Origin of the sequence: Megasphaera sp. ASD88, assembly GCF_002287425.1 — a bacterium.
GTDB classification, from domain to species: Bacteria; Bacillota; Negativicutes; order Veillonellales; family Megasphaeraceae; genus Megasphaera; species Megasphaera stantonii.
Genome location: NZ_NQXW01000001.1, coordinates 296645 through 320994 on the forward strand (window position 1 = coordinate 296645; position 24350 = coordinate 320994).

Sequence of the window (24350 nt, forward strand, 5' to 3'; positions counted from 1 at the left end):
TCTAAGGAAAGACAGGCTTTGCGAGTACAGATATTAATAAAGTTAAGCATTCCGCGTCAGCTTGTACAGCAGGGCGTTGCAGATCGCCGCGGCAACGTTGCTGCCGCCCTTGCGGCCTTTAGCGGCGATATAAGGCGCGCTATCGGCCATGATGAGCTCCTTGGCATAGACGACATTGACGAAGCCTACGGGGACGGCGATGACGAGTTCCGGCCGTATCTTTCCCTGCTCCATGAGTTCGTGAAGGCGGATGAGGGCCGTCGGTGCGTTGCCGACGGCGATGATGACCGGCCCCTCGAGACGGCAGGCCTTGTCCATGCAGGCAGCGGCCCGCGTCGTCCCCTTGGCCTTTGCTTCGGCAGCTACGTCGGCGTCGGCCATAAAGCAGACCTTGCGGCACCCCAGCTTGTCGAGGGCGGCCTGGCTGATGCCCGTGCAGGCCATGTTCGTATCGGTCACAATAGTACAGCCTTGCCGCAACGCAGCCAATCCCCGCTCCACAGCGGCATCGCTGAAACGCAGCGTCCGGGCGTACTCGAAATCGGCGCTGGTATGGATAACCCGCTTAATAACGTCCTTTTCCATAGGCGGCAGGCAGATTTCTCCCAGTTCTTCTTCGATAATTTCCATGCTGCGCCGTTCGATGTCAGCCGGCAAAATATGTTCAATCTTCATGATGGCGTTCCTCCCTGTACGTACGGCATGCGGCGACGAACCGGCGGGCCCAGTCCGGATTGCTCCAGAAATGAATGTGCGGATACGCCGCGACAATGCGGCCTTCGCTGCGCCCGCAGGGCCACGACCGCCTTCCCGACGCCTTTCGGGCCGTAAAGGCAGCGCCGTTGTCCGTGCTGTCGGAATAATGAAATTCGTGGGCGCAGATGGTATCGCCGCGGCGGCAGAGCATTGTATCCTCTTCGGCCGTCAGCGTGACGTAGCCGAATCGGGTCAGGTGATCCGTCATCTTCGAACTTCCCGGCAGGACGCCGCACAAGGAAACGGATTGCTCTCCTGCGGAAAATTCTTCCAACAGGTACATAAAGCCGCCGCATTCGGCAACGCAGGGCATGCAACCCGACAAGGCCCGTTTTAAATTGTCCTTCATCGCGGCGTTGTCTGCTAAGGCTTCTGCGTAGAGCTCTGGATAGCCGCCGCCAAGGTAGACGCCGTCGCAGTCAGGCAGCCCTTCGTCGTGGAGAGGGCTAAAATATACCAGCTCCGCTCCCAGCTGCTTCAGCAAGGTCAGGCTGTCTTCATAATAAAAGCAGAAGGCTTCGTCCCTGGCCACAGCGATGCGGGCAGGCCCTGCCGGCTCCAGCACAGGCACTTCGTACGGCAAAGGCTGCGCTGACCGGGCCAGGGATACGAGAGCGTCCATATCGACAGACTGCATTGCCTGCTCGGCCAGCGCGTCTATTTTACTTCGGAAATCTTCAATCTCCCCGGCTGTGACCAATCCTAAATGGCGGCTGGCAAAGGCGCAGCCGGCCATGTCGGGAAAACAGCCGAAGGCGGTCAGTCCTGTCTCTTTCTCCCACGCGTCCTTAAAGTAGGCGTACACGCCGGGCTTGACGTGATTGACGATAAACCCGGCAATCCGGCTGTCCCGCCGGAAGGCCGCCGTCCCCTTGATTTGAGCCGCCAGGGACAGTCCCGCGCCGGAGCCGTCGACGACGAGGACGACGGGCGTATTCGTGACCTTAGCCAAATCATAAGCACTGGCCTCGCTCGTCGTGCCGACGCCGTCGTAATAGCCCATGGCTCCTTCCAATACGGCGATATCTGCGCCGTCGCTGCCTGAGGCCAGCAGATAGCGGGCCGTCGCCGCCCCCTGCCCGCCTCTTCCGAATAAAAACAAATCCAGAGTATGAGACGCTGTCTGGAGGACGCGGCTGTGAAATAAGGGGTCGATGTAATCGGGGCCGCTCTTAAAAGCTGCCGCCGTCAATCCCATCTTCTGCAGGGCCCGCAGAAGCGCGCAGACGATGGTCGTTTTGCCGCCGCCGCTTTTAGGGGCGGCAATCATCAGCCGCGGCGTCCTCGTCTCCTTCATAGGCGTCCCTCCTTCGGCAGCGCCGTCAGGATATAGACGGGATTTTGCCCCGTCATCATGTGGTACGGGCCGACGCGCCGGCTCTCGGCTGCGCTGAGCTGCGTAATATCCAGCGTATACCGTTTCTTTTCTTTATAATAAGCCGTAATATCAGCCAGCGTCTCGATGGTAATAGCCGTCATGACGATGCGGCAGGCCGCGTTTTTTCCGTATATGCCGTCCAGGATATCCGTCATCTTTCCCTTCGTGCCGCCGATAAAGGCGCAGTCCGGCGCTGGAATAGGCTCCATCGTTTCGGCGGCGTCGCCCGGGACGATGGAAACGTTTTCCACGGCGAAGCGGCGGCAGTTTTCCTGCACCAGGGATAAGGCCTCTTCGTCGATTTCAAAGGCGAATACATGTCCAAAAGGAGTCTGGCGAGCCAGCTCGACCGTGCAGGACCCCGTACCGGATCCGATATCGTACACGCAGTCGCCGGCCTGCGGCGCCAGATGGGAAATGGCGACAGCCCGGACAGAACGCTTGGTCATAGGTGCGCCGCTGCGGACAAAGGCGTCGTCGGGCAGGCCGTGGACAGGCGTCGTCGTCGGCAAGGGATGATCGTTGTATATCATCATGACGGCCAGGCCGCCAATATCCTGCGCCGCCATCTCTTCCGCCGTGCCGGACAGAATTTGCTCGTCTTCATAGGATAAATTCTGTCCAACATCGACGCGGACATGGCCTAAGCCGGCCTGACACAGCTCCCGGCAAATCAGAGATACTGTATCGCTGCCGCCTGTCAGGCAGAATACCTTTTGATGGCCGTATACGGCGGCGGCGACGGACTCCCGGCGGCCATGCCGGCTGACGCAGTATGCGTCGTGCCATGGCGTCCGCACCTTGGCGGCAAAATACGCGAGGCTGCTGATGCCCGGGCAAGATATGACCGTACAGCCCGGAATGTCTGTCAGCAGCCGACCTAAACTAAAAAAGCCGACGTCGCCGGACACAACGACGGCCGCCGGCCCGTCTCCGTCTTCCATAGACGCTAGGACGCGCCGTATTTCCGACGGTTTATACGTTGAAATTATGTTCTTTCCCAAGGAGGAAAAGGCCTCAGTCATGCGCCTGTCGCCCAAGATAACCCGGCTTTCTTCGACAGCCCGTTTCCCCTGTATCGTCAAAAAATCAGGATGTCCCGGCCCCATGCCGACGATGTATACCTTCATGCCCTTTCCTCCCCGCAAGCTGCCTGCCGCAGCCGTTTTATTACGTCTTCCAATGAAATTCCCCTTTCCGCCGTCCGCTTCACGACGATAAGGACGGCGCCGGCCCGACGGGCTCCTTCTTCCTTTTCGCCATAGCCGCCGGCCTGCCCTGAGTCCTTGGTGACGACATAGGCCGCCCGGGTCTGGGCAAACATAGCGGCGTTCAGGTCAGCCGAAAAGGGGCCCTGCATGCAGATCATATGGGCCGGGTCGTAGCCCAGATTCAGCGCCCGCTCCAGAGACGACGGCAGGGGCAGAATGCGCAGATACATGCGCTCCCTGTAATCGGGAACGGCGGAGAAGATATCCAAATCCTTGCTGCCTGTCGTCAGGAATATCCTTCCCGTCGTATGGCTCAGCATGTCCGCTGCCTCTTCCATCGAGTCGACCGTGACGACGCCGTCATGTTCCGTACAGGGCCGGATGACGCGGCAATAAGGAACCCTCCCTTCCCGACAGGCGGCTTGTATGTTATCTGTCACTGCAGCAGCATAGGGATGGGTCGCGTCGACGGCCAGCCGGATATGATACGCTCTCAGAAAGGAAATCATAGCCTGCCGGTCCATGCGCCGCGTGACGACGCGGATATTATCAGCCTTAGGCAATAGGGCCGCGCCGTAAGCCGTCGCGACGGACACATATACCGTCAGGGGCAGTCCCGCCGCGTATTCCGCCAGCAGCCGACCTTCCGTCGTGCCGCCGGCAATCCAGACGGCCGTCACAGGACGTACCCGCGCGGCGTCACCATCTTCTCCTTCAGCACTTTGGTCTGGCTGTTGCCGATAAAGACAGTGGAAAACATATCCAGCACCATGTCCTGCAGCTGTGTCAGCGTCGTGATTTCCGCCGTCTCGCCGTCGCGGCCGATATGGCGGACGATGCCGGCCGGCGTATTTCCCGGCCGATAAGGCAGGATAATCTGACAGGCCTTGCGCAGGTAGCCGGCCCGTTTTTTGCTGGCCGGATTGTACAGGACGATGACGAAATCGCCTTCAGCGGCGCAGCGCAGGCGCTTTTCAATGACCTCCCAGGGCGTGAGCAAGTCGCTGAGGGAAATGAGGCAGACATCGTGTGTCAGAGGCGCGCCCAGCAGAGCCGCTCCCGAGCAGGCCGCCGTCACGCCGGCCACGACGACGACGTCGATGTCATCGCAGTCCGCCGCCATTTCATGCATGATGCCGGCCATGCCGTACACGCCGGCGTCACCGCTGGAAACGAGGGCCACCGTCTTGCCTTCGCGGGCCTTGTCTATGACCAAGCGGCAGCGGTCGGCTTCCTTCGTCATCCCCGTATCTAACAGCTCTTTATGAGAGTACTCTTCTTTTATCAGTCCAATATACGTAGTGTATCCAATAATGCAGTCGCAGCGGTCCAGCACCTGACGAGCCTCGGCCGTCATGCCGGCAGGGCCGCCCGGCCCGATACCGACGACATACACCGTATGCTTCATACCTTGTCCTCCTTCTTGCCGAACTGGACGACGTATTCTTCGCAGGCAATGGCTACAGTTACGCCGTCGCGGCCCGATTTTTCCAGCAGCAGCCGGCCGCCATGGCTGGATAAGACGGCAGCCCGTTCGCAGACGTTATCCGTACCGACGACGCGCCGCACAAAGCCTGACGAAATAAATTTTCCCGGCGCGTCGTTGAGCTGCCGCGCCGTATAGTAGCGCACCGGCAGATGGCGTGCCCGGGCAAATTCCGTAATACCTACTTCGTCCTTCTTTATATCAATCGTGCTGACATCGGCTACGGCATCCCAGCTCAGGTGGAGCTGTTCCATATCCTCGCCGACGCGGCGGGCGATGAAATCGGCGCTCGCGCCGCGGCGGCAGCCTACACCGATGTGCAGGATCGGCGGGCGGGCTACGACGGTCACGGCGAAGGGATGGCATTCGTCCTTTACCGTAACAGCTAGACCTGCCGGGCCCTGTTCGGCCTGCACCAGACTGGCCGGCACATCGCCGCCTAAGGGAAAGTCGCTGTACAAGCCAGCCTGTCCCCGTTCGAGAAGAGCCGCGGCGAAGGCCTTGGCGTCGGTCAGAGACGACAAGCGCAGTCCCTGCACTGCCGCCCATTCGTCGACGGCAAAGAGATTGTTGACGTCCGTCGCCGTCGTGATGACGGCATGGCCGCCTAATCCCTTCGCCAGATAGCGGGCGATGTTGTTCGCCCCGCCGATATGGCCGGACAGCAGGGGAACAACGTATTCCCCTTTTTCGTCGACGACCAGCACGGCCGGATCCTTCTCCTTGCCCCGCAGCTGCGGAGCGACAGAGCGCACGGCGATGCCTGCCGCGCCGACGAAGACGAGGGCCTCGGCGTTGCGGAAAGCCAGGCGGACACTTTCAGCTACATTCAGGGGAAAGGGCCGCAGCACAGCCGGGTTCATAGGAATAAATTTATTCATCGTTTCATGGGTTACGACGAATCCCAATTCAGATAATACGGGGCCGATGCGCAAGCTCAGCGCCGTCCCCGCGGCGGTAAATGAAAAAACGACTGCTTCCATACCAATCTGCCTCCTCGTACGGGCATACCTTGCCGTATCCGGGCCGCCTTATTTCCTCTTTCCTTGGCGATACCCGTGGGTAAACGCAGGATCATATAATAAGCTTCTGTCATAGGCGCTGCCGAGAAACTCGCCGACGAGGATGAGGGCCGTCTTATCGATGCCCTGCGCTTTAGCCGTCTCAGCCAGCGTGGCGACGGTGCAGCGGCAGACCCGTTCTTCCGGCCACGACGCCTTGTAGACGATCGCTGCCGGCGTCTGTCCGTCGTATCCGCCTTTCTGCAGCTCCTCCTGCAGTCCTTCCAGCAAGCCGGCGCTGAGGAAAATGACCATCGTCGCCTGGTGGGCGGCATAATCGGCGATTTTCTGCCGGTCCGGCACAGGCGTACGCCCTTCCATGCGCGTGATGACGACGGACTGGCTTACGCCGGGCAGGGTGTATTCGGCCTGCAGAGCCGCCGCCGCTGCACAGAAGGAGCTGACGCCGGGCACGACGTCGAAGGCGATTCCCTTCTCCGCCAGGATATCCATCTGCTCGCGGATCGCTCCGTATACGGACGGGTCGCCCGTATGCAGGCGGACCGTGACCTTTCCTTCCGCCTCGGCTTGTTCCATGACAGAAATGACCTCTTCCAAGGTCATGGATGCGCTGTTTTTCACGACGCATCCCTCTTTAGCATACTCCAAAAGAGCCGGATTCACCAGAGATCCGGCGTAAATAATGACATCGGCCTGTTCCAGCAGGGATTTTCCCCGCAAGGTGATCAAGTCGGGCGCGCCTGGTCCGGCGCCGACGAAATGTACCATGGCAGCCTCCTATTCCTTGACCAGAACGACGGAAAAATACGGCCCGTCTTCTGCGTCCTTCAGCGACGTATATATCTTCTCCCCAGCCATGCCGCACCGCTCGACCATAGACGCGGCATCCAGCCTGCCGGCGGCGGCCAAATCCTGTTTCAAATCAGCCAGCGGCCCCGCCGGCTTCATGACGACCTTGCTTCCGTCCATGGCCAGCAATTCCCAGCGGTCGCTCCGATTTCCGGGAATGATCGTCAGCGTTTCGTCCTTTTCGCACAAGGGCCGTCCCAATCGGGCCGCGGCGGCGCAGAAGCTGGGCACGCCGGGGATGATTTCCGTCTTGTAACCGTGTTTCTCGACGATGCGCTGGACGTACAGGCTTGACGCGTAGATCGTCGGGCAGCCCAGCGTAATGAGCGCCACGTCCAGTCCGGCCGCCAATTTTGCTTCCAGCGCCGCCGCGCCGTCTGCATGGGCTTGAGCCAGAGCGGCTTCATCACGGGTCATGGGGAAATCGATGTTCAATATGTCTTTTCCCTGCAAATCTACGTCGGCCATCGCGGCGACGGCCTGCAGCAGAATGTCCTTGGCCGTCCCTACGCCGGCCCGTCCCTGCGGAGCAGCCAGTACCGGGCAGACTTGAATTCGTTTTAACGCCTTGACCGTAATGAGCTCCGGGTCGCCCGGCCCGACGCCGATGCAATATAAGGTTCCCTTCATCATGGTATCTCCCTTGTCGTATGATGTAAAAGCAGCTTCCTCGCCCGGCTCGTACAGCCCAGAACACCGTACGTATTAGAAAATATAACGGCGCCGGTCTGCACTTCGCCATGAACGCGCTGCTCCATGTAATATTCTATCTTTTGACACGTAAAGGCCATGACGGCCTCCCGCAGCCCTTCCTGCGTCAGGATGCGCATGGCTTCGTCCGTCGTCACGGCGTCGTATACGGCCCGTCCTGTCTTTCGGGACGCACCGCACAGCATAGCCGCCAGCGCCAGGAAAGACGTGCGCCCGTCGGCATAGGACGAATGCGTGTTCATAATACCTTGGGCTACCTTGACCAGCTTGCCCAGATGGCCGATGAGCAGGATGTCCTCAAAGCCGCAGTACAGGCCGTAGTCCAGAAGCTCTCCGACGTAGTTGCTGATCGTCACCCGCCTGGACACGTCAACGCCCAGCCGGCTGCGGCTGAAATCGACGCCGTAGTTTCCGAAGAAGGCCAGCACATGCCTGTCGCCGGCAGCCTTGCGGGAATCCATTTCCAGTCGTATCGTATCGACGAGAGCTTTCTCGCTCATGGGCTCGACGATGCCCGTCGTCCCTAAGATGGATAAGCCGCCGACGATGCCCAGACGGGGATTGAAAGTCTTCTTCGCTACCTCTTCGCCGCCGGGAATGGAAATCGTCACGGCAAAGCCGCCGCCATAGCCGCAGGCTGTCCCTACATCTTCCAGAGCCTGGCAAATCATGCGGCGCGGTACGGGATTGATAGCCCATTCGCCTACAGGGCAGGCAAGGCCGGCTTTCGTCACCGTGCCGACACCCTCGCCGCCGCGAATAGCCACGCCCTGCGCCGTTAAGGCCACGTCGGCATAGACGAGCAGGCCGTTCGTGATATCCGGGTCGTCGCCGCCGTCCTTGACGACAGCGCAGCGCGCCTTGCCGGGCCGCATGGTGCTGTCTTGTATTTCCAAGGTCAGCACGACGCCCCTCGGCGTGGTAATCGATACGGCGGCTGCGGCCTCTCCCGTCAGAGCCATGCGGGCCGCCGCTTTCGCCGCCGCAGCGGCGCAGGAGCCCGTCGTATAGCCGCAGCGCAGCTTTTTGCCGCCTGTTACGGAAAATAAATCCATAGGCCCCTCCTTATCGTTCCAATCCCAGGGGGATTAAAGCCCTGCGGCCGTCTGACATCTGAACCAGCTCGGCCTGTACACCGAAGACGCGGCGCATCAGATCCGGCGTCAGCACGTCGGCTGTACGTCCTGTGCAGACGATTTCTCCGTCTTTCATGACGATGGCCTGCTGCGTGTACTGCAGAGCCTGATTCATATCGTGAAGGACGACGACGATGGTCAGTCCTAACTTTTCGTTTATATGGTTCAGCAGGCGCATCATGTGCAGCTGATGACGCATGTCCAAATACGTCGTCGGCTCATCTAAATACAAAATGGACGACCGCTGGGCCAAGAGCATAGCCAGCCAAACGCGCTGCTGCTCGCCGCCCGATAACTGCTGAACTACGGCGTCAGCCTTGTCTTCCAGCCGGACGGCGTGCAGGGCCTTTTCCACATACAATTCGTCCTTCGGCGACGCCGGGCGGTAAAACGTCCGATAGGGAAACCGCCCCATGCGCGCCAATTCGCGGACCGTCATGTCGTCGGGAGCCTGATGCAGCTGAGGCAGCACGGCGATATGACGGGCCAGCTCCCGCCTGCTGAAGGACGTGATGTCCCGTCCGAAAATGGCAATCGTCCCCTTGTCCGGCCGCAGCATGCGGCTCATGGCCTTGAGGAGCGTACTCTTGCCGCAGCCGTTGGGTCCGACGACGGCCGTGACGCTGCCCTTTTCAATAAAAACGGTAACATCGCGCAGGATATCCCTGCCTCCCAGGGAAAGGGACAGATGCTCTGCCGAAACGGCGTAATCCATCGCTGTCACACTTCCTTCCGCAGGAGAAATAAAAAGAACGGCGCGCCTATGAAAGCCATGATCAGGCCCGCCGGCAGTTCGACCGGCGCAAAGAGCACTCGGGCCAGCGTATCGCTCAGCGTCACGACGGCCATGCCCAGCAAGGCCGAGCCGGGAATGATATAGCTATAATTCGTGCCGACGAGAAGGCGCACCATGTGCGGCACGACGAGACCGACAAAGCCCAGCAGGCCGGCTACGCTGACCGAGCTGGCGGCCAATAAGGCGGCCACCGCCGTGAGCAGCACCCGGGCCAGCTCGATATTCAGTCCCAGAGCCCGGGCCATGTCGTCGCCGAGCTGCAGGACGTTGAGGTAATAAGCGCCGATCAGAGCCAGCAGCAAGCCGGCACACCAGTACGGCGCGACGACAGCCGCTTCATTCCAGCTAGCCGCCGAAAAACCGCCGACCATCCACAACAGCGCACCGTGCACCCTGTCGCTGTAAAATACGAGAATCCCCGAAATGCCGGCGCTCAAAAAGGCCGAAACGGCTACGCCGGCCAAAATAATCCGCACCGGCTTGATGCCGTTTTTCCAGGCCAGGGCATAAATCGCTCCGGCCGCCGCCATCGCCCCGAGAAACGCCACGGGCGTCATGAGATAGGTCATGGCCGGAAACAGGACGAGGACGACGATGCCCGTAATGCCTGCACCGGCAGAAATGCCGATAATATGGGGGTCTGCCAAGGGATTGCGCATAACCGCCTGCAAGATAGCTCCGGCTACGGCCAGATTCGACCCGACCATGGCCCCCGTCAGCGCCCTGGGCAGGCGCAGGTTCCACACGATTTGATCCGCCGTCTGGGCCGTCGGGTTCCATAAAATAGAAAGCACCTGACTAGGCGGAATCACCGCCGCCCCCTGGGCGACAGAAGCGACGATACCAATAAGGGCCGCCGCCGCAAAAACAACCAGCATGAACCAGCGCCAAGCCAGACGGTTGCGCGGCCTGATCATGAGAAGACCTCCGGATAGGCGAGCCTGGCCATGTAGGCTACGGCGTCGGGATAGTCGAGACCGGGATTCAGGAGGAAGTACCGTTCAGGCAAAACGTATACCTTTCCTGCCTTCACAGCCCGCAGCGTCGCCCAAGCCGGATTCGACATGACATCCTGACGAATCCGCTCTTCTATTTTTTCCGCCGGCCCCATAGAGGTGAAGAAGATAATGTCGGGATCCTTTTCCGCCAGCGCTTCCATGCTGTAGGGAACCTTTTCCATCGTTCCGCTGGTTTGGGTATCGTCGGCGACGTTGTCCAGATGAAGCATTTTGGCCGCGCAGCCGGCAATGCTGGTTTCGAGCTGTACCGTCACCGAGCTGGGCGTCGCGTGGATGATAGCGACCTTTTTATGATCCTGCGGCGCTTTGGCGACGATGGCCTCTATGGCCTCATCCATTTCCGCCGCCCGAGCCTCGGCCGCCTCTTTCTTGCCGTAAATCGTCCCGAAGACGGCTAAATTCCGCTTTACGTCGTCATAGGTCTTGCTGCGCAGGGCGATGACGGGAATGCCGTTCTGCTCCAGCAAGGACACCAGTTTTTGGTGCTGCACCTCGCTGGCTATGACTAGATCGGGCTGGAGCTCGATGATTTTCTCGACGCTCACGTTATACACGGGCCCTACGTCTGGCACCGCTGCATATCGCTCAGGCAGCTCAGCGTCTTCGGCCTTGACCGTCGCCCGGCCGGCCAGCTCACCGTCGAGGGCGTCGGCCATATTCAATAAGGACGTAGACAGGACGACGACGCGCTGCGGCTTCTCTGCCAGCCGTACGTTCCGGCCCATATCGTCCGTAATAACGGCATAGGCTCCGTCGGCCTGATCTCTTTCTTGGGCCGTCGCGGCGTTCTGCGGCGCGCAGCCGGCGGCAAACAGGGCAAACAAGTACAAACACAGACCGGCCCAAAGGAACCACCGTTTCGTATGCATCCTATCCCCTCCTGTCATTGGTTAAAAGCTGTATTTCGCCCCGGCCAGCCAGAACCGCCCGGCCGACGGGTAATCGTGGTACATGTCGTACCCTTCGTTGGTCAGGTTATTCACCTGGGCGTATACGGTAAAATCTTTCGTAACGTCATAGCTTACGCCGAGATCCCACGTTACGTAGGAGCCATGCATGTAGTAATCGTCGTCGCGGCCCGTGCCGGCGTTCATGGTCATATTGACCTTCCAAGCCTTGTTGTGGAAATGCAGGCCTGCATGGTAGCCGTTGGGGCGGTTGAACGATTCGTCTTTATGTAATCCTTTGCCTTCGTCAATTTTCGTATGAATATAAGAATATCCTAATTCATAATCCCACTTGTCGTTGATAGTCTTATTCATAGAAAATTCTATGCCGGTCTTCTTTTCTTTATCTAAATTGCGTACGTAGGATTCTATCTTTCCTCTATCCCAGCGAATCGCGTTGGTCAAGCTGCTGCGGAAGAAATTCACGTTAAATAAAGTCTTTTCATCGTATTGGTAAGAAACGCCAATATTCTGTGTATATCCTGTTTCGGCATCTAAGTCAGAATTTCCATACGAAGTTTTAATATAAGAACTACCATCTTCATTTTCTTTTAGTGTTTCTAAATAATAATACAAGTCATTCAGTTTCGGCGCAGCAAAGACACGGCTCCAGTTGGCATAGACATTCCATTTTTCATTAGGTTGATAATTCATAGCGATGCGCGGCGTCTTGTGGAAGCCGAACTCGCTGTTATCATCTAATCTAATACCCGGCGTAACATTCAATTTGCCAAAAGTCATGACATTCTCCAAGTATAAAGCTCGATTTGTTCGTTCTTTATCTACATACCCTGCTTCGGCATTGGTCCCTTCATCCTTCGTCCATTCTACGCCGGCCGTCAATACGTTATGATCGCCCAGTTTCCAGCTGTTTTCAGCCTGCACACCCTGGTAGCGGGAATGGAAATGGTAGGTCCAAAGATTTTTGGAATAGTTATTGAAATAGCGGATAAAGCCCGGTGTATCGCCGTCTTCGCCAAAGGTATACGTAAGACTGTAGTTGTTGTTCAGCCGCTCAATCCGCTTGTTGGCCGTAATCGTCTGCAAACCCGGCTGTTCATCGGAGTCGTCGAAGGTCGAGCCATGGCCCTGAAAATTCGTATGGGTGGCCCAAAAAGTCAAGGAGCTGCTGTCGTTCAGTTTCTGGTCGATGCGGGCCGTCAGGGAATCCTTATTGTAATCGCCGCGGCTTTCATCCGTATCGTATCCGTCGTCGTTGAACTGGTAATACTTCCGATGGCCCAGGCTGCCCGTGACGTACCATGACGTATTGCCGCTGGAGCCGCTCGTCGTCAAGGAGTAATTATGCGTTCCCCACGAGCCCGTATTGACGTCCAGCGTCGTCCGGTTTTGGCCGCCTCGTTTCGTAATGATGTTGACGACGCCGCCGACAGCGCCGCTACCGTAGCGGACGGACCCGCTGCCCTTGGTCACTTCAATCCGTTCGATATGATCGATGCCGGGCAAGGTCTGCAAATCAACGGTACCGCGGCCATAGGCGGCGCTTTGAGGATTCGTAATAGGCTGACCGTCGACGAGGACGAGAACCCGGTCGTCGCCGTTCAGGCGGATATAAGCCGACGTTCCCGGCACCTGTTCCGTCACGGTAACGCCGTTGACCTGTTCCAGCGCCGTCTGCACGTCGATGTATTGATTTCGTTCCAAATCTTCTGCCGTAATAACCGCCGTGTTCGACTGTTTTTCCTGCAACGCCTGAGCCGTCAGCACCGGCTGATAGCGGTCAGCCGTCACGACGATCGTATCCGTGTCTGCTTCCTCCGCCGCCGCGCCGACAGATACGCTCCCTGCCAGCGACAGACAGATCAGCGAAAGCAGTGTTTTATGTGATGTCATATATGTGCTCCTTATATACTATATAGTACCATTAACGTATTTGAAAGGGAATATTCAGCTCTCTTTCCGAAGCTACAGCCTGACCGTAGCTGTTCTGCGCCGGTTCGTACACGCAGCCGTAGGCGATCTGCACGGCCGCCTCGTCCATGGCCGCATATCCCGACGAAGCAGAAACCGACGCGCTGGCAACGGAGCCGTCCGCGCTGACGACGATGTGAACCGTCACGGTTCCGCCGATATTTTTCCGCCGCAGTTCTTCCGGATAATAGGAATTCACGTCGGGTACCGATACGAGGCGGGCTTTCGTCGCCGGCCGCAGTCCGTCGCCGCCGGGAACACCGGCAGCACTTCCGCTGGAGCCGGATTCACTCCCCGAACCGGACGTTCCCTGCCCTGCATCGCGGCCTTGTCCTTCAGACGAAGGGCCTTGCCCAGCCGCAGATTGCGTCCTATGAGCCGCCGCGATTTCCTTAGCCTGGGCAGCGTCGACGCCCGTCTCGGCCATGATCTTCTGCACTTCCCGCTGTTCCTGCACCTCTTCGGTATAGGACTCGTCGATGGCCGGCATCGGGCTGGCCGGCGCGTCATATGTCGGGCCGCCGTCTCCGCCGCCCAGTTTCGGCAGGTTGTTCATCGAATCTTCATTGTACACCGTCACGTCGATTGGCTCGGCCTGGGAACGGGTCTGGATAAAGGTGAACACGCCAGCCGCCGCCAGCACGACGAACAGCGCCCCATGGACGGCCAGCGAAACGAACAGAGCCAGCCGCTTATCCTTGTCCTCGCGCCTCACTTCGCACCGCCGCTTTCCGCAGCCAGGCCGAAATGGGTAACGCCTGCACCCTTCAGCTCATCGAGCAGGGCCATGACTTGTCCGTAATCCAATCCTTGATCGGCTCGGATGACGACGGAAAACTGCCCGCTGCGGCGCTGCGCTTCGGCAGCCTGCCGCACTAAATCACCGCGGCTGATTTTCTTATCTTCCAGCCATAGCGTCCCGTCTTTTTTCATCGTCACGACGTAGTTGACCTTCGTCTGAGCCTCGGCATGGACGGCCTGGGGCAAATCGACGCCGACGGTCTTCAAGTCGACCATGTACAGCGTGCTGATCATAAAGAAAACCAGGAGGAAAAACATGATGTCGATCATGGGGATAATCATGACCTCCGGCTTCGTAAATTGCCGTCTGTCCCGCAGTCTCATGATACTCGCTCCCGTTCCTTGCGCGGCATCAGCTCAAGAGCAGAAAAACACAGTTCCATATCCGTGATGATGCGGTCCAGGCGCTGCGTAAAATAGGCATGAACGGCCAGAGCCAAAATGGCTACGCACAACCCGAAGGCCGTCGCCACGAGAGCCTCGCCGACGCCGCCCGTAATGGCGATAGCCTGCCCCGATTCGACGTTGAAAATGCTGAACGACGTAATCATGCCGCTGATCGTCCCGAGAAGCCCCAGCAAGGGAGCCATGGTGACAATGACGCTCAAATAATACAAGCGGCTGCGCAGCTTGGCCAGCAATACGCCAGACTGCACTTCGACAAAGGCGCCGCGCCGCTCGTCGTCGCAAGCGAAGGCGTCGGACAAAATCAAAGCCAGACCGCCCCGCCCCCGACGGGCCGCTTCACAGGCTTCGTCATATTTTTTCAATTTCATGTACGTGTAAAATTGCTGGGCAAAAGCCTTCCCGGCGTCCATGCGCTGATAAAAGAGCCACCGCTCGACACCTACGTACACGACAAACAACGAACAGGCCAGCAGGGCGTACATGACGATGCCGCCCCTTTGAAACAACTGCAGGCCTTCTGCTATGGATTCCATATCTCCCTCCCCGGCAATGCCGTCACCGTTTCCTAAATAAAAAAAAGCCGCAGGGATATCCCTCACGGCTATTCGCGCACCATTGAATCTCCATTCCCATCGCTCGCAGGTCTATCGGTGATTATCAGTCAGGCAGTTCTTCTGGCTCGGATTCATCGCTCCGCTGCGCCTTCCCATACCTATGGGGTACAGTGACATATTGCAGCGTCGCTCCTCATTACAGCGGCGGGACCGCGCCGGAGTTTCACCGGACTTCTCTATTAAGTCTGCGACACCTGACCTGCATATAAATAGATTTCAATTAACTATAGCATGCCCCCTAGGGCCTGTCAATACGCGGATTTCTGTACGAACGGCTCCGTTTCGTCATAGAAGACGAAAAAAATCAATACCATGTACATTCGAAGGGGATAACGGCCTCTTCACCACCGTTATCCCGTTTTGTGCATTAAATTTCCGCATTTTTCTTAATCGAAGCGATGATTTGCGATATTTCTGTAATTTCCTGCATATCGAAAATTTCCATTATATTATTTGGCCGGTCAAAAGGCGGATCTAATAAGACCTGCGGAGAATCCATATATCCATTTACTTCAATATAGTTGATAATTTGCCGGATAAAGTTAATTTGCTTTTCATTAAGCGACCGTTCGTTAATAAGATGAGAAAAGGCCTTTTCTGCCGCATCGTGATCCATTTTAGCAATTTGACGGACCAAGAGGCCAAAGCCTAATTGTCCGTATTGTTGTTCATATTCCTGCTTCGAACCTAAATCTTCCGTGAAAATCCGTTCTAATTCCTGGTAATCTTTTACCGTCAGAGGAACATTATGAATCAATCGCTGAATGACAACGTCGTCCTTGTGTTCATTTACATAACGGTTCACTTTTTCCTTATAATCCTTAAAAGCATACGGCGTGACCGGCTCGCCTAGTTTAGTCGCAATAACCGGGTCTGTCAGCATAGTATAGACGACAGGCTTTGGCCTGGGGCCATCCAAAAACTGCATCAGGCTCCGCAGGCTGCAGCGCACATGTTCAAACGTACACAGGTCGGCATCCATCCAAAACGTTTCCGTATTAATGGACTTAATGAGGCTGAGCTGCGCCTTGACCATGACGATGCTTATCTGCTTTTCCAGCTGACTGGCAATTTGGCATAGCTGCCTTCTAGCCGACTCGTACTCCTTTTTCTTCTCCGCAAGGGCAATCATCAGGCCGTACATGAAGTTATCGAAGCGCTTGGCCATTTCATCGCGATCCTTCATCTGCACAAGAGGGGCAATTTCCCTCTCCAGCTCCGCTTTCGCTGTATCGCTGATATAGGTCAATGCGTCGTCTTTACGATATGTATCGATATACCGCAAGTGCAGACGGACCGTACTCAAATTCGTGTTCAATGCCTGAATTTGCTTTCGGCAAGTCTGAACTAATTCATTTCGCAATGCCTGATACGTATCTGCTGCAAATTTGCTGTCCTGCAAATCAGCAGCCAAAGTAATCCGTTTGATAAAAATATTTTCTGACAGCGTCCGAATATTTCCATTGCCGGCGTCGTTTTCATGTTCGCGGAAATAGGCAAAATTACTGCAATAATCGAAGATGAGGAAGTATTTCTTTCCTACGTATTCGCCCCGTCTGAAGTCATTGCACTCCAGCGTCGGACAAAGCCGCGTCCCTCTGCCAATCATCTGCCAAAACTTCGTCTTACTGCGGACCTTTTTGAAGAAGACCAAATTGACGCATTCCGGCACGTCGATACCCGTATCGAGCATGTCGACGGAAACGGCGATCTGAAGACCGCTGTCCTTCTGCTTAAACTTGTCAATGATACTTTGAACATACGAATCGGTACAAACTACGCGGGCCGCAAAATTTCCATGATACTCTGGGTAGAGCTTGTCGAACCGCTCTACAATAAGCTGCGCATGCCGTTGGTTCTGCGCAAAAATAATCGTCTTGCCCAGCATATCGCCGCCGTTTGTCCGAATCCCCTTTTCCATGACCTCCTGCAGCACGTTGTCTATTGTTTCTATGTTATATACCGTCTTATTCAGCAATGCTTCGGAAATAAAATCGGGCACCACTCCGTCGTCTTCTACGAAATCGTCTTCAAACCGTTTTTTATCTTCTGGCGATAAGTCGTCATACGTAATCCCTTCGGTTAAAAACTTCGTATACACCTCGTAGTTGTAATACGGTACCAAATACCCTTCGTCGACGGCTTCCTGATACCCATAGGCATAGGTCGGTATATTATCGTCCAGCTCGAAAAACTCATACGTATTTCTATCTACATCCATTTTAGGCGTAGCCGTTAACCCTACTAAAACTGCATCGAAATAATCAAAGATTTCCCTATATTTACGGAAAATACTGCGATGGCTTTCGTCGATAACGATGAGGTCAAAATGAGCCGGCGTAAATTCCCGCACATCTTCGGGCCGCTTCGTATCGTCAATGGCGTTGAGAATCGTCGGATATGTAGAAAAGACAATACGAGCGTCCTTTTCTTTTTTATTACTGCATAAATTGCACAAAGACATGCGGGGCAGATAATTTTTAAACGAGTCTTTCGCCTGCGTCACTAACGCCGTGCGGTCGGCAAGAAATAAAACGTTCGTCACGTAATTACCCTTCGACAGCACGTCTACCAAGCTGGCAACAGTCCGCGTCTTTCCCGTCCCCGTCGCCATGACCAGCAAATGCTTACGCACGCCGCGCTGGATTTCGGAACACACGGCGCGAATCGCTTCTTTCTGGTATACTCGGTCCGTAATGGCGTCGTCAATGGGAATCGTATGTAAATCACGATGTGATTCTGTGCGGCGGTTCATAAGCCGTTCCAAATCCTCTTCGCTAAATACGTTGCTGACATTCCGCGGCGTACTGCCTACATCATCCCAAAAATACGTTTCATAGCCGTTGGTTAAAAATATCATAGGCCGGACTTGGAAATTCTGTTCCAGACAATCGGCATACAATTTCGCCTGATACTTCCCTACGTTAGGATCTTTGCTCCACCGCTTCGCTTCTACAATCGCCAAGGGCCTGCCGTCTTTCCCAAACAGCACATAGTCTACAAAGCCATTTTTTCCCGACACGCCGCCCATATTTTCTACAGGATATTCTTCCCATACGTTTTTAGACGGGCCGCTGAGTACCCAGCCTACGAATCCCAAATTGATGTCGATATAATTCTTTCTCGTTTCGTATTCCGTCGGGTCGTCTGGCATAAACGTGCGGTTCTGCTGATTCTTTTCCTTTTCGGCTGTCAGCTGAGCCGATAATTCCCGAATCTTAGCATACAGCCGCTGTTTTTCCTTCTCGTTTTCCTGCAATAAGCAGTCCTGCTCTTTGATTTTCTTTTCATCAAGGACGACTTTTTCAGTTGGAATTTGTTTCTCGTCAAAGCGGCGTTCTTTATAGTCGGCGCCGTAGCAATAGTCAATCCATTCGATGAACTCAAACAACACGCGCAAGGCCATAATCGCATTGCTGGCCGTCACGCTGTGATTCGTATGAACGCTAAGATTTCCTAATTTGATAAGGAACGGAAATTTCTTCCACGTATCGTACGGCAGAGCTTCTTTAAACGAAGGCTCGTGAATCAAGGACTGCAAATTGTCCCGATACGGCATTTCGATATTATCGGCAGCATATACCCACTTTACGGCCAGCTCCAAGGATTTTCGGCAGCCTACGGCACACATAGCCGGAGATGTCTTGTACACCTGTTCCGCTGCTATAGCTGCGTCCGCAAAGGCACGATATTCAGTTTTAGTTTTTAAAAAGTCAAAATTAGCCATAATTACGTCCTCTTATGATGTCTTCAATACTATGATACTGCAAAAGTTGACATTTGAACAGCAATCTTGATTTGTCGACCTGAATAACAAAAGACGAAAACTCATTTTGTAATTCCAAAGGAGGTATGATAACAGGTAATTGCTTTACTTTATTTAAGAATAAATGTCCAATAGCAGAAGCATGTATATTTGCATTCATAATTTCTTGTATTGAATCAAATTTTAACAGCCATGCAATAAATATAGAAGAAATTTTTTCTTTTTGTAGCTTCAACAAGGTTATACCTCTATCCATAGAAAATGGTTCCGTATCCGGCACGATTGCAACATTTCCAATTGTTCCTGTTGTCGTCACTAAAATATCTCCTGTTTCAGGATTACATCTTCTATATATTTTTTCATGTACTTCATTGGCTACAAAAGTCGTCGTTTTCCAATCAATAGCTCCATCAGGTTTTATATGCTTTGCATTTAAAAATGGATGACCGATTTCAGATCGTGGAACACTTCCATGTTCACCATCCGTAATCCGTATACAAATAGATTGCATATTTCCCTTAATCCACTTTTTTTCATTTCTAACAGGATCACCAAACATCTCCACAAATCGGGATTTGACTAGTTCATCTAATAAATGTAATTGCCTTTTATGAGCATTAATTAATCGAGCTATAATATCTAACTCATTTGCTATAAAATTTTGTTGCTCCATACTCGGTAATTCAAATGGCAAGGCATTAAATACTGGTCTGGTTAAATGTTTCATGGTTGCGCCATGAGTTTCTGATTCTGCTCTTTTTAGAATATAAGATACCTGATAAAAAAAATACTTTTTGTTAAGAGATACTTTATCAAATACAACCTTAAATATATGCTGATTTAATACTGCTTTTTCATCTTGCCAGATATATATGCCTAAACTAGCTGACCAAGAAATTAGTACATCTCCTCGATTAACCTCATACTTTAAATCATATGTACCACTATAATAATTAGCTTCACTTGTAGGATTTGTTAAATTCTGTATACGTATAATTTTCAACCCACAAGTTGACCAATCTGTAGGCTTAAAAGCAAATCCATTAATATAAGACGCAACACTGCCTAATGTTACTTTCAATATATATCCCTCACTCCAACTTATAAATTAGAAGCTAGGAAGGAGCATTAGGGCCATTATGCAATGTATTTGCGATGAGAAGCTTTTACGTTGCTCTGATTGACCATGGCATACTGCATGGTCGTGTCGATTTGCTGATGGCCAAGAAGCTTTTGTACTTGTTCAATAGGCATTCCCTTGTCAATGGCCCTCGTCGCCATTGTACGGCGGAATTTATGGGGATGGATTTTATGCAAATTAAGCCGCCGCCCCAAGGTGCGCAAGCGGATTTCTACGCCGCTAATCTGCAAGCGATCGTATGGCGCGTCGAGGCTCACGAAGAGAGCCGGATTGCTGTCTCTGCGACTGGCAATGTAGTCCTGCAAATGTAGTTTTGTACGGGCGTCGAAGTAAACCTTTCTCTCCTTATCGCCCTTACCATAAACGACGCATTCCCGCTCTTCTAAATTGAGATCGTCAATATTAAGGCGCACCAATTCGCCTACGCGCATTCCCGTCGAATACAGCAGGTCTATCATGGCTAAATCGCGGATTTCCTTGCAGTTATCGCGAAGCAGCTCCATATTTTCATCGGAAATGACTTCTTTAACTGGCTTCTTCGTTCGGATTTTATGAATACGCCGAATGGGACTCTTCAAGATATAATCTTCTTCCTCCAGCCAGGAAAAGAAACTCGACAAATTACGGCGCACGTTATCAACGGTCACTTTGCTGCAGCCGTTGCGCTGTTGGTAGGCCTGCAAGTATTCCCGCAGCAATTCCGTCGTCATACAGCGCAAAGGCATATCCGTATAGGCTAATAAACCGGAAATCGTCATGCCGTAATATGCAATCGTTCGTTCCGAACATCCTTCAATGCGCTTTGCCGTCAAAAACATATTCATATATTCTTCATTAGAAACGGGAATCGTCTCTTCGTTTCCCTGTGCCAGCCGAGAAATCAGCACTTCCTGCAGCCGTTTCAGCTGCGCCCCGTTCAATATACCGGCCATGTCGTTGATAATATTAAAAATTTGATTTTCCATTGCTATCCACTCTCCTGTATCTATTTACCAGTAAGTATAGCAATGAAATCGTCATTACCCAAAATACTTTTGCATCAAACTGTCGAAAAGCAGCTGCGTTTCATCAAGGGATTTTTGGATTGCAAGTCTTGATTTATGGATTTCTTTAACGAAAACAATAAAGCTATCTTGTAATTCAATTGGTGGTACCATTATCTGGAGTGTTTTAATAGAATGAAAGTTCAGGCCAGCTTTAACAGCACTCTGATTTTTAGTTTGAAATTGTCTTTTTCCTGCCTCACTTTCCATGTAAAATGCTACATACAAAGGTCGTACAGCAGATCGATCGAGTCGTACACAAGTTAAGTGCTGATTGATATATCCCCCATGATCAGCAATTTCTCTGGTTACAACCCCAGTTCGTCCTAAGTCGGCAGTAATACTAATAAGAAGATCCCCTTCTTGCACTCGAGTACGCTTTGCTTCTGCATTATGAGGCGGAACAACATACTGTACGTCATTAAGTATTACTTGACAGTTCTTCACATTCTTAATAGTAATAAAATATTCACCATTATCTGTAAAATACTGGGACCATCCGCGAGAACCTGATGTAAGAAATTGAATATATTTAGACAGTTCGTAAATAGGCCACTCCTTTGGATTAAACACTGGATCTCCAAACATTTCCACAAATCGGGATTTGACTAGTTCATCTAATATTTTTAATTGATTTTTCCTGTCCATTATAATCTTATTTACCAAATTAAGCTTTCTAACAATTTCATTTTGATATTCAGATGAATCAACGTTTATCGTTACTTGAGATAGTTTAGACTTGTTTAACGTTTTCCCCATAACGGCTTTGTTACTGCCATCTTCCCAGTTCTTATGCATCAAAAGGTAATATAAATATTCCGGATTAATATAAATTTTCCCTCTATCAATAAAAGCCATAATGGCCTCATTAGAATATATGGGTTTAGAAGTAATAGCCACCTTTCCTATGCTCAATTTAAAACTCATTACCACAGTATTTGCTGGTATTACCTTTATACCACTAACTTTTACCGCATAATCAGAAATTTTTTCCTTTGTTTCATGGATATATTGTCCGCAATTACTTAAATCTGCTATTGATATCCAGTTATACACACCTTTATCCCAACATTTTATATCATTCCTGCTAGGAGTTTTACCCATTTGAAGGTCAAAAAGATCTGCCAATTTATATTCCATTCTCTGCTCCTATAAATTAGAATTCATTCTCTTTCTTCAACATATTATCCAGTTCCGCCAAATTTTTCGCGATTTCGGCTTCCAATTCATGTAGTTTCGCCATGATTTCCGACGTCGGCGGATATTCTACGGGTACGTATTCGATTTCTTTGTATTTATTAATGGACAAATCGTAATCGTTGCCGACGATTTCTTCCTTCGGCACGAAAAAGCTCTGCTCCGTCCGCTTGCGCTCCCCTTCGTTCTCTAAATGATGGAATCGTCCGATAATGTCGAGAATGTCGTTATCATCTATGGCGTTGCGCTTGTCGTCCAAGGAAAATCCATCGGCTTTCATATCGTAGAACCAAACCTTATCCGTGCCGCCGGCTCCCGTTTTCGTAAAGACTAAGACGGCCGTCGATACGCCGGCATAGGGCTTAAACACGCCGGAGGGCATAGAAATAACCGCCCGCAGCTGATGGTTTTCCACCAATTCCTTGCGAATGGATTTATGAGCTTTAGAACTGCCGAACAATACGCCGTCTGGGACAATGCAGGCACAGCGGCCGCCTTTTTTCAACATCCGCAGGAACAAGGCCAGAAAAAGCAGCTCTGTTTTCTTTGTATTGACGACGGATTTTAAGTCATCGTTAATGCTTTCGGCGTCGACAGTCCCCTTGAAAGGAGGATTGGCCAAACATACCGTATAAGCGTCGCTGATTTGGTTTTGCTTTGAAATGCTGTCTTTATAGGAAATATCGGGCTGCGTAATGGAATGAAGCATGAGGTTCATAGCGGAAATACGCAGCATCGTCGGATCTGTATCAAAGCCGCTGAACATCGTCGTTTTAAATGCATCCCAATCGGCTTTGCTCATTTTGCTTTCGTAATTCCGGCGCACATATTCTACAGCCGATACGAGGAACCCCGCCGTGCCGCAAGCAGGGTCGCAAATCGTATCCTGCGGTGTCGGCGCGACGAGTTCTACCATCATATCGCGGATATGCTTGGGCGTGCGGAACTGACCATTTTGACCAGCAGTCTGCAACTTGCCCAGCATGTATTCGTATACATCGCCTTGCATATCCAAATCGGCTATATCATGGGTATACAAATCATCTAGTCCGGTAATGATTTTCTGCAGCACTAAAGCTGTCGGAATCATAAATGTTGCATCAGCCATGTGTTTGGCAAAGGAGCTTGTTTCTGCCTTTTCCGCTCCCGATTCATCAGGAAGTTCGATTAAATTGCCATTTCTATCGAAATCAGGCAGTCTGCCATGCTTCATGTTCTTAATCGCCGGGAAGACATACCGGGATATAATCATAAAAATGTCGTTGGCATCTTTGTTTTTAAATTTGCTCCACCGCATAGATTGACCGATAGACGACTGCGGGAAAATTCGATCTCTTTTGACGTGTAATAAAAATTCAGCTTTCTCGTTCTCCTGCTCTTTTACGTCAAGAGAACGAATAAACATCAAATATGTCAGCTGCTCAATAACAGTCAGCGGATTCGTAAGGCCGCCAGCCCAAATGCTCGTCCAAATTTGGTCAATCTTGTTTTTAATTTCACCAGTAATCATACTACACCTGCCATCTTACATGATATTCATGTTATATTATTACAATTCTACGCATACATTATACCATTACAAACTTTAATTTGTACAATTTCTATGCATGACAGTATCAAGTTGTTATGGATATACGACGATTTTCTAACCTGCCTATACGTCAGCTCATGCTGTTATCACGCTAGGTATTACTTCTGCTGCCGATCACTGTAAAAAATATACTGTTACATGAGAAGCAGCCGGCCAAGTACTACAGTTCCAGCAGGTCTTCTAATATTTCAATCCATACCCTCGCACGAGAAGTGACGCTATGCGTAACGTCAAGCCAGCATTCGTCCATCCCATTTCAATCCACACCCTCGCACGAGAAGTGACATCCGTATTGGTCGTTACGACGCCGCGGGTATCCGATTTCAATCCACACCCTCGCACGAGAAGTGACCCAATGCGGAGCTAGCCGAATACATTGGCATCTCCATTTCAATCCACACCCTCGCACGAGAAGTGACTATCTTTGCCGCTCCTGCTGAATTGCAGGATAAGGATTTCAATCCACACCCTCGCAAGAGAAGTGACCTATTCGGCAGCGGCACGCTGGAGGAGTTTTGGATTTCAATCCACACCCTCGCACGAGAA

The 24350-nt window shown here is 52.6% G+C and carries 21 protein-coding genes, 1 CRISPR repeat array and 1 riboswitch (1 of these 23 cut by a window edge); all 21 genes read right to left on the minus strand.

Annotated features, from left to right (window positions below):
• Positions 1-42 precede the first annotated feature (42 nt).
• Positions 43-675 (minus strand): precorrin-8X methylmutase, encoded by a 633-nt coding sequence (locus CJ260_RS01545; protein ID WP_095628895.1) that lies wholly within the window; start codon positions 673-675, stop codon positions 43-45.
• Positions 665-2053, minus strand: coding sequence for a cobyrinate a,c-diamide synthase (locus CJ260_RS01550; protein ID WP_198947364.1), 1389 nt, complete (start codon positions 2051-2053; stop codon positions 665-667). The genes CJ260_RS01545 and CJ260_RS01550 overlap by 11 nt, the downstream gene beginning before the upstream one ends.
• Entirely contained in the window at positions 2050-3264 is a 1215-nt protein-coding gene (cbiE, locus tag CJ260_RS01555; RefSeq protein WP_095628896.1) for a precorrin-6y C5,15-methyltransferase (decarboxylating) subunit CbiE, read from the minus strand. Before cbiE ends, CJ260_RS01550 begins: the two co-directional genes overlap by 4 nt.
• The gene (gene cobK, locus CJ260_RS01560; RefSeq protein WP_095628897.1) at positions 3261-4025 is read right to left on the minus strand and encodes a precorrin-6A reductase; all 765 of its coding nucleotides are present in this window, start codon (positions 4023-4025) and stop codon (positions 3261-3263) included. The genes cbiE and cobK overlap by 4 nt, the downstream gene beginning before the upstream one ends.
• On the minus strand, positions 4022-4753 hold the full coding sequence (cobJ, locus tag CJ260_RS01565; RefSeq protein WP_095628898.1) for a precorrin-3B C(17)-methyltransferase: 732 nt from the start codon (positions 4751-4753) through the stop codon (positions 4022-4024). The genes cobK and cobJ overlap by 4 nt, the downstream gene beginning before the upstream one ends.
• Positions 4750-5814, minus strand: coding sequence for a cobalt-precorrin 5A hydrolase (locus tag CJ260_RS01570; RefSeq protein WP_095628899.1), 1065 nt, complete (start codon positions 5812-5814; stop codon positions 4750-4752). Before CJ260_RS01570 ends, cobJ begins: the two co-directional genes overlap by 4 nt.
• A gap of 48 nt (positions 5815-5862) precedes the next feature.
• Positions 5863-6621, minus strand: a complete 759-nt coding sequence (gene cobM, locus CJ260_RS01575) for a precorrin-4 C(11)-methyltransferase (protein WP_095628900.1) — start codon at positions 6619-6621, stop codon at positions 5863-5865.
• A 9-nt stretch (positions 6622-6630) separates the two neighbouring features.
• The gene (gene cobI, locus CJ260_RS01580) at positions 6631-7332 is read right to left on the minus strand and encodes a precorrin-2 C(20)-methyltransferase (RefSeq protein ID WP_198947369.1); all 702 of its coding nucleotides are present in this window, start codon (positions 7330-7332) and stop codon (positions 6631-6633) included.
• Complete coding sequence (gene cbiD, locus CJ260_RS01585) at positions 7332-8468, minus strand: cobalt-precorrin-5B (C(1))-methyltransferase CbiD (RefSeq protein WP_095628902.1); 1137 nt, start codon at positions 8466-8468, stop codon at positions 7332-7334. Before cbiD ends, cobI begins: the two co-directional genes overlap by 1 nt.
• A 10-nt stretch (positions 8469-8478) precedes the next feature.
• Positions 8479-9264 carry an ABC transporter ATP-binding protein gene (locus CJ260_RS01590; RefSeq protein WP_095628903.1) on the minus strand — a complete coding sequence of 262 codons (786 nt, stop codon included), beginning with the start codon at positions 9262-9264 and terminating at the stop codon, positions 8479-8481.
• Positions 9265-9269: 5 nt separating this feature from the next.
• Positions 9270-10262 carry an iron ABC transporter permease gene (locus CJ260_RS01595; protein WP_095628904.1) on the minus strand — a complete coding sequence of 331 codons (993 nt, stop codon included), beginning with the start codon at positions 10260-10262 and terminating at the stop codon, positions 9270-9272.
• Positions 10259-11233 carry an ABC transporter substrate-binding protein gene (locus tag CJ260_RS01600; protein WP_095628905.1) on the minus strand — a complete coding sequence of 325 codons (975 nt, stop codon included), beginning with the start codon at positions 11231-11233 and terminating at the stop codon, positions 10259-10261. Before CJ260_RS01600 ends, CJ260_RS01595 begins: the two co-directional genes overlap by 4 nt.
• A 21-nt stretch (positions 11234-11254) precedes the next feature.
• Positions 11255-13165, minus strand: coding sequence for a TonB-dependent siderophore receptor (locus CJ260_RS01605; RefSeq protein WP_095628906.1), 1911 nt, complete (start codon positions 13163-13165; stop codon positions 11255-11257).
• 31 nt (positions 13166-13196) lie between these two features.
• Positions 13197-13958, minus strand: coding sequence for a TonB family protein (locus CJ260_RS01610; protein ID WP_095628907.1), 762 nt, complete (start codon positions 13956-13958; stop codon positions 13197-13199).
• On the minus strand, positions 13955-14368 hold the full coding sequence (locus CJ260_RS01615; protein WP_095628908.1) for a biopolymer transporter ExbD: 414 nt from the start codon (positions 14366-14368) through the stop codon (positions 13955-13957). The genes CJ260_RS01610 and CJ260_RS01615 overlap by 4 nt, the downstream gene beginning before the upstream one ends.
• A complete protein-coding gene (locus tag CJ260_RS01620) occupies positions 14365-14985 on the minus strand; it encodes a MotA/TolQ/ExbB proton channel family protein (protein ID WP_095628909.1) in 621 nt (206 codons plus the stop codon). The genes CJ260_RS01615 and CJ260_RS01620 overlap by 4 nt, the downstream gene beginning before the upstream one ends.
• Positions 14986-15098: 113 nt before the next feature.
• Positions 15099-15279: riboswitch (cobalamin riboswitch) on the minus strand.
• A 154-nt stretch (positions 15280-15433) separates the two neighbouring features.
• The gene (locus CJ260_RS01625) at positions 15434-18793 is read right to left on the minus strand and encodes a DEAD/DEAH box helicase family protein (protein ID WP_095628910.1); all 3360 of its coding nucleotides are present in this window, start codon (positions 18791-18793) and stop codon (positions 15434-15436) included.
• Positions 18786-19913: a restriction endonuclease subunit S gene (locus CJ260_RS01630; RefSeq protein WP_095628911.1), complete on the minus strand. Its 1128-nt coding sequence runs from the start codon at positions 19911-19913 to the stop codon at positions 18786-18788. The genes CJ260_RS01625 and CJ260_RS01630 overlap by 8 nt, the downstream gene beginning before the upstream one ends.
• A gap of 56 nt (positions 19914-19969) precedes the next feature.
• Positions 19970-20938 (minus strand): site-specific tyrosine recombinase/integron integrase, encoded by a 969-nt coding sequence (xerA, locus tag CJ260_RS01635; protein ID WP_095628912.1) that lies wholly within the window; start codon positions 20936-20938, stop codon positions 19970-19972.
• A gap of 54 nt (positions 20939-20992) precedes the next feature.
• Positions 20993-22156, minus strand: coding sequence for a restriction endonuclease subunit S (locus tag CJ260_RS01640; RefSeq protein WP_095628913.1), 1164 nt, complete (start codon positions 22154-22156; stop codon positions 20993-20995).
• A gap of 16 nt (positions 22157-22172) precedes the next feature.
• Positions 22173-23723 (minus strand): class I SAM-dependent DNA methyltransferase, encoded by a 1551-nt coding sequence (locus CJ260_RS01645; protein ID WP_095628914.1) that lies wholly within the window; start codon positions 23721-23723, stop codon positions 22173-22175.
• A 266-nt stretch (positions 23724-23989) separates the two neighbouring features.
• A CRISPR array of direct repeats spans positions 23990-24350; the repeat unit is 32 nt; unit sequence ATTTCAATCCACACCCTCGCACGAGAAGTGAC; it runs 671 nt beyond the window's last position.

What these genes read in the sequence shown, in the direction of transcription:
- CJ260_RS01640 (WP_095628913.1), bottom strand. Translation starts at nt 22,156, where the DNA reads ATGGAATATAAATTGGCAGATCTTTTTGACCTTCAAATGGGTAAAACT.
- CJ260_RS01600 (WP_095628905.1), bottom strand. Translation starts at nt 11,233, where the DNA reads ATGCATACGAAACGGTGGTTCCTTTGGGCCGGTCTGTGTTTGTACTTG.
- xerA (WP_095628912.1), bottom strand. Translation starts at nt 20,938, where the DNA reads ATGGAAAATCAAATTTTTAATATTATCAACGACATGGCCGGTATATTG.
- CJ260_RS01570 (WP_095628899.1), bottom strand. Translation starts at nt 5,814, where the DNA reads ATGGAAGCAGTCGTTTTTTCATTTACCGCCGCGGGGACGGCGCTGAGC.
- CJ260_RS01620 (WP_095628909.1), bottom strand. Translation starts at nt 14,985, where the DNA reads ATGGAATCCATAGCAGAAGGCCTGCAGTTGTTTCAAAGGGGCGGCATC.
- CJ260_RS01550 (WP_198947364.1), bottom strand. Translation starts at nt 2,053, where the DNA reads ATGAAGGAGACGAGGACGCCGCGGCTGATGATTGCCGCCCCTAAAAGC.
- cobI (WP_198947369.1), bottom strand. Translation starts at nt 7,332, where the DNA reads ATGAAGGGAACCTTATATTGCATCGGCGTCGGGCCGGGCGACCCGGAG.
- CJ260_RS01590 (WP_095628903.1), bottom strand. Translation starts at nt 9,264, where the DNA reads ATGGATTACGCCGTTTCGGCAGAGCATCTGTCCCTTTCCCTGGGAGGC.
- CJ260_RS01605 (WP_095628906.1), bottom strand. Translation starts at nt 13,165, where the DNA reads ATGACATCACATAAAACACTGCTTTCGCTGATCTGTCTGTCGCTGGCA.
- CJ260_RS01615 (WP_095628908.1), bottom strand. Translation starts at nt 14,368, where the DNA reads ATGAGACTGCGGGACAGACGGCAATTTACGAAGCCGGAGGTCATGATT.
- cbiE (WP_095628896.1), bottom strand. Translation starts at nt 3,264, where the DNA reads ATGAAGGTATACATCGTCGGCATGGGGCCGGGACATCCTGATTTTTTG.
- cobJ (WP_095628898.1), bottom strand. Translation starts at nt 4,753, where the DNA reads ATGAAGCATACGGTGTATGTCGTCGGTATCGGGCCGGGCGGCCCTGCC.
- CJ260_RS01625 (WP_095628910.1), bottom strand. Translation starts at nt 18,793, where the DNA reads ATGGCTAATTTTGACTTTTTAAAAACTAAAACTGAATATCGTGCCTTT.
- CJ260_RS01545 (WP_095628895.1), bottom strand. Translation starts at nt 675, where the DNA reads ATGAAGATTGAACATATTTTGCCGGCTGACATCGAACGGCGCAGCATG.
- CJ260_RS01645 (WP_095628914.1), bottom strand. Translation starts at nt 23,723, where the DNA reads ATGATTACTGGTGAAATTAAAAACAAGATTGACCAAATTTGGACGAGC.
- cobM (WP_095628900.1), bottom strand. Translation starts at nt 6,621, where the DNA reads ATGGTACATTTCGTCGGCGCCGGACCAGGCGCGCCCGACTTGATCACC.
- CJ260_RS01595 (WP_095628904.1), bottom strand. Translation starts at nt 10,262, where the DNA reads ATGATCAGGCCGCGCAACCGTCTGGCTTGGCGCTGGTTCATGCTGGTT.
- cbiD (WP_095628902.1), bottom strand. Translation starts at nt 8,468, where the DNA reads ATGGATTTATTTTCCGTAACAGGCGGCAAAAAGCTGCGCTGCGGCTAT.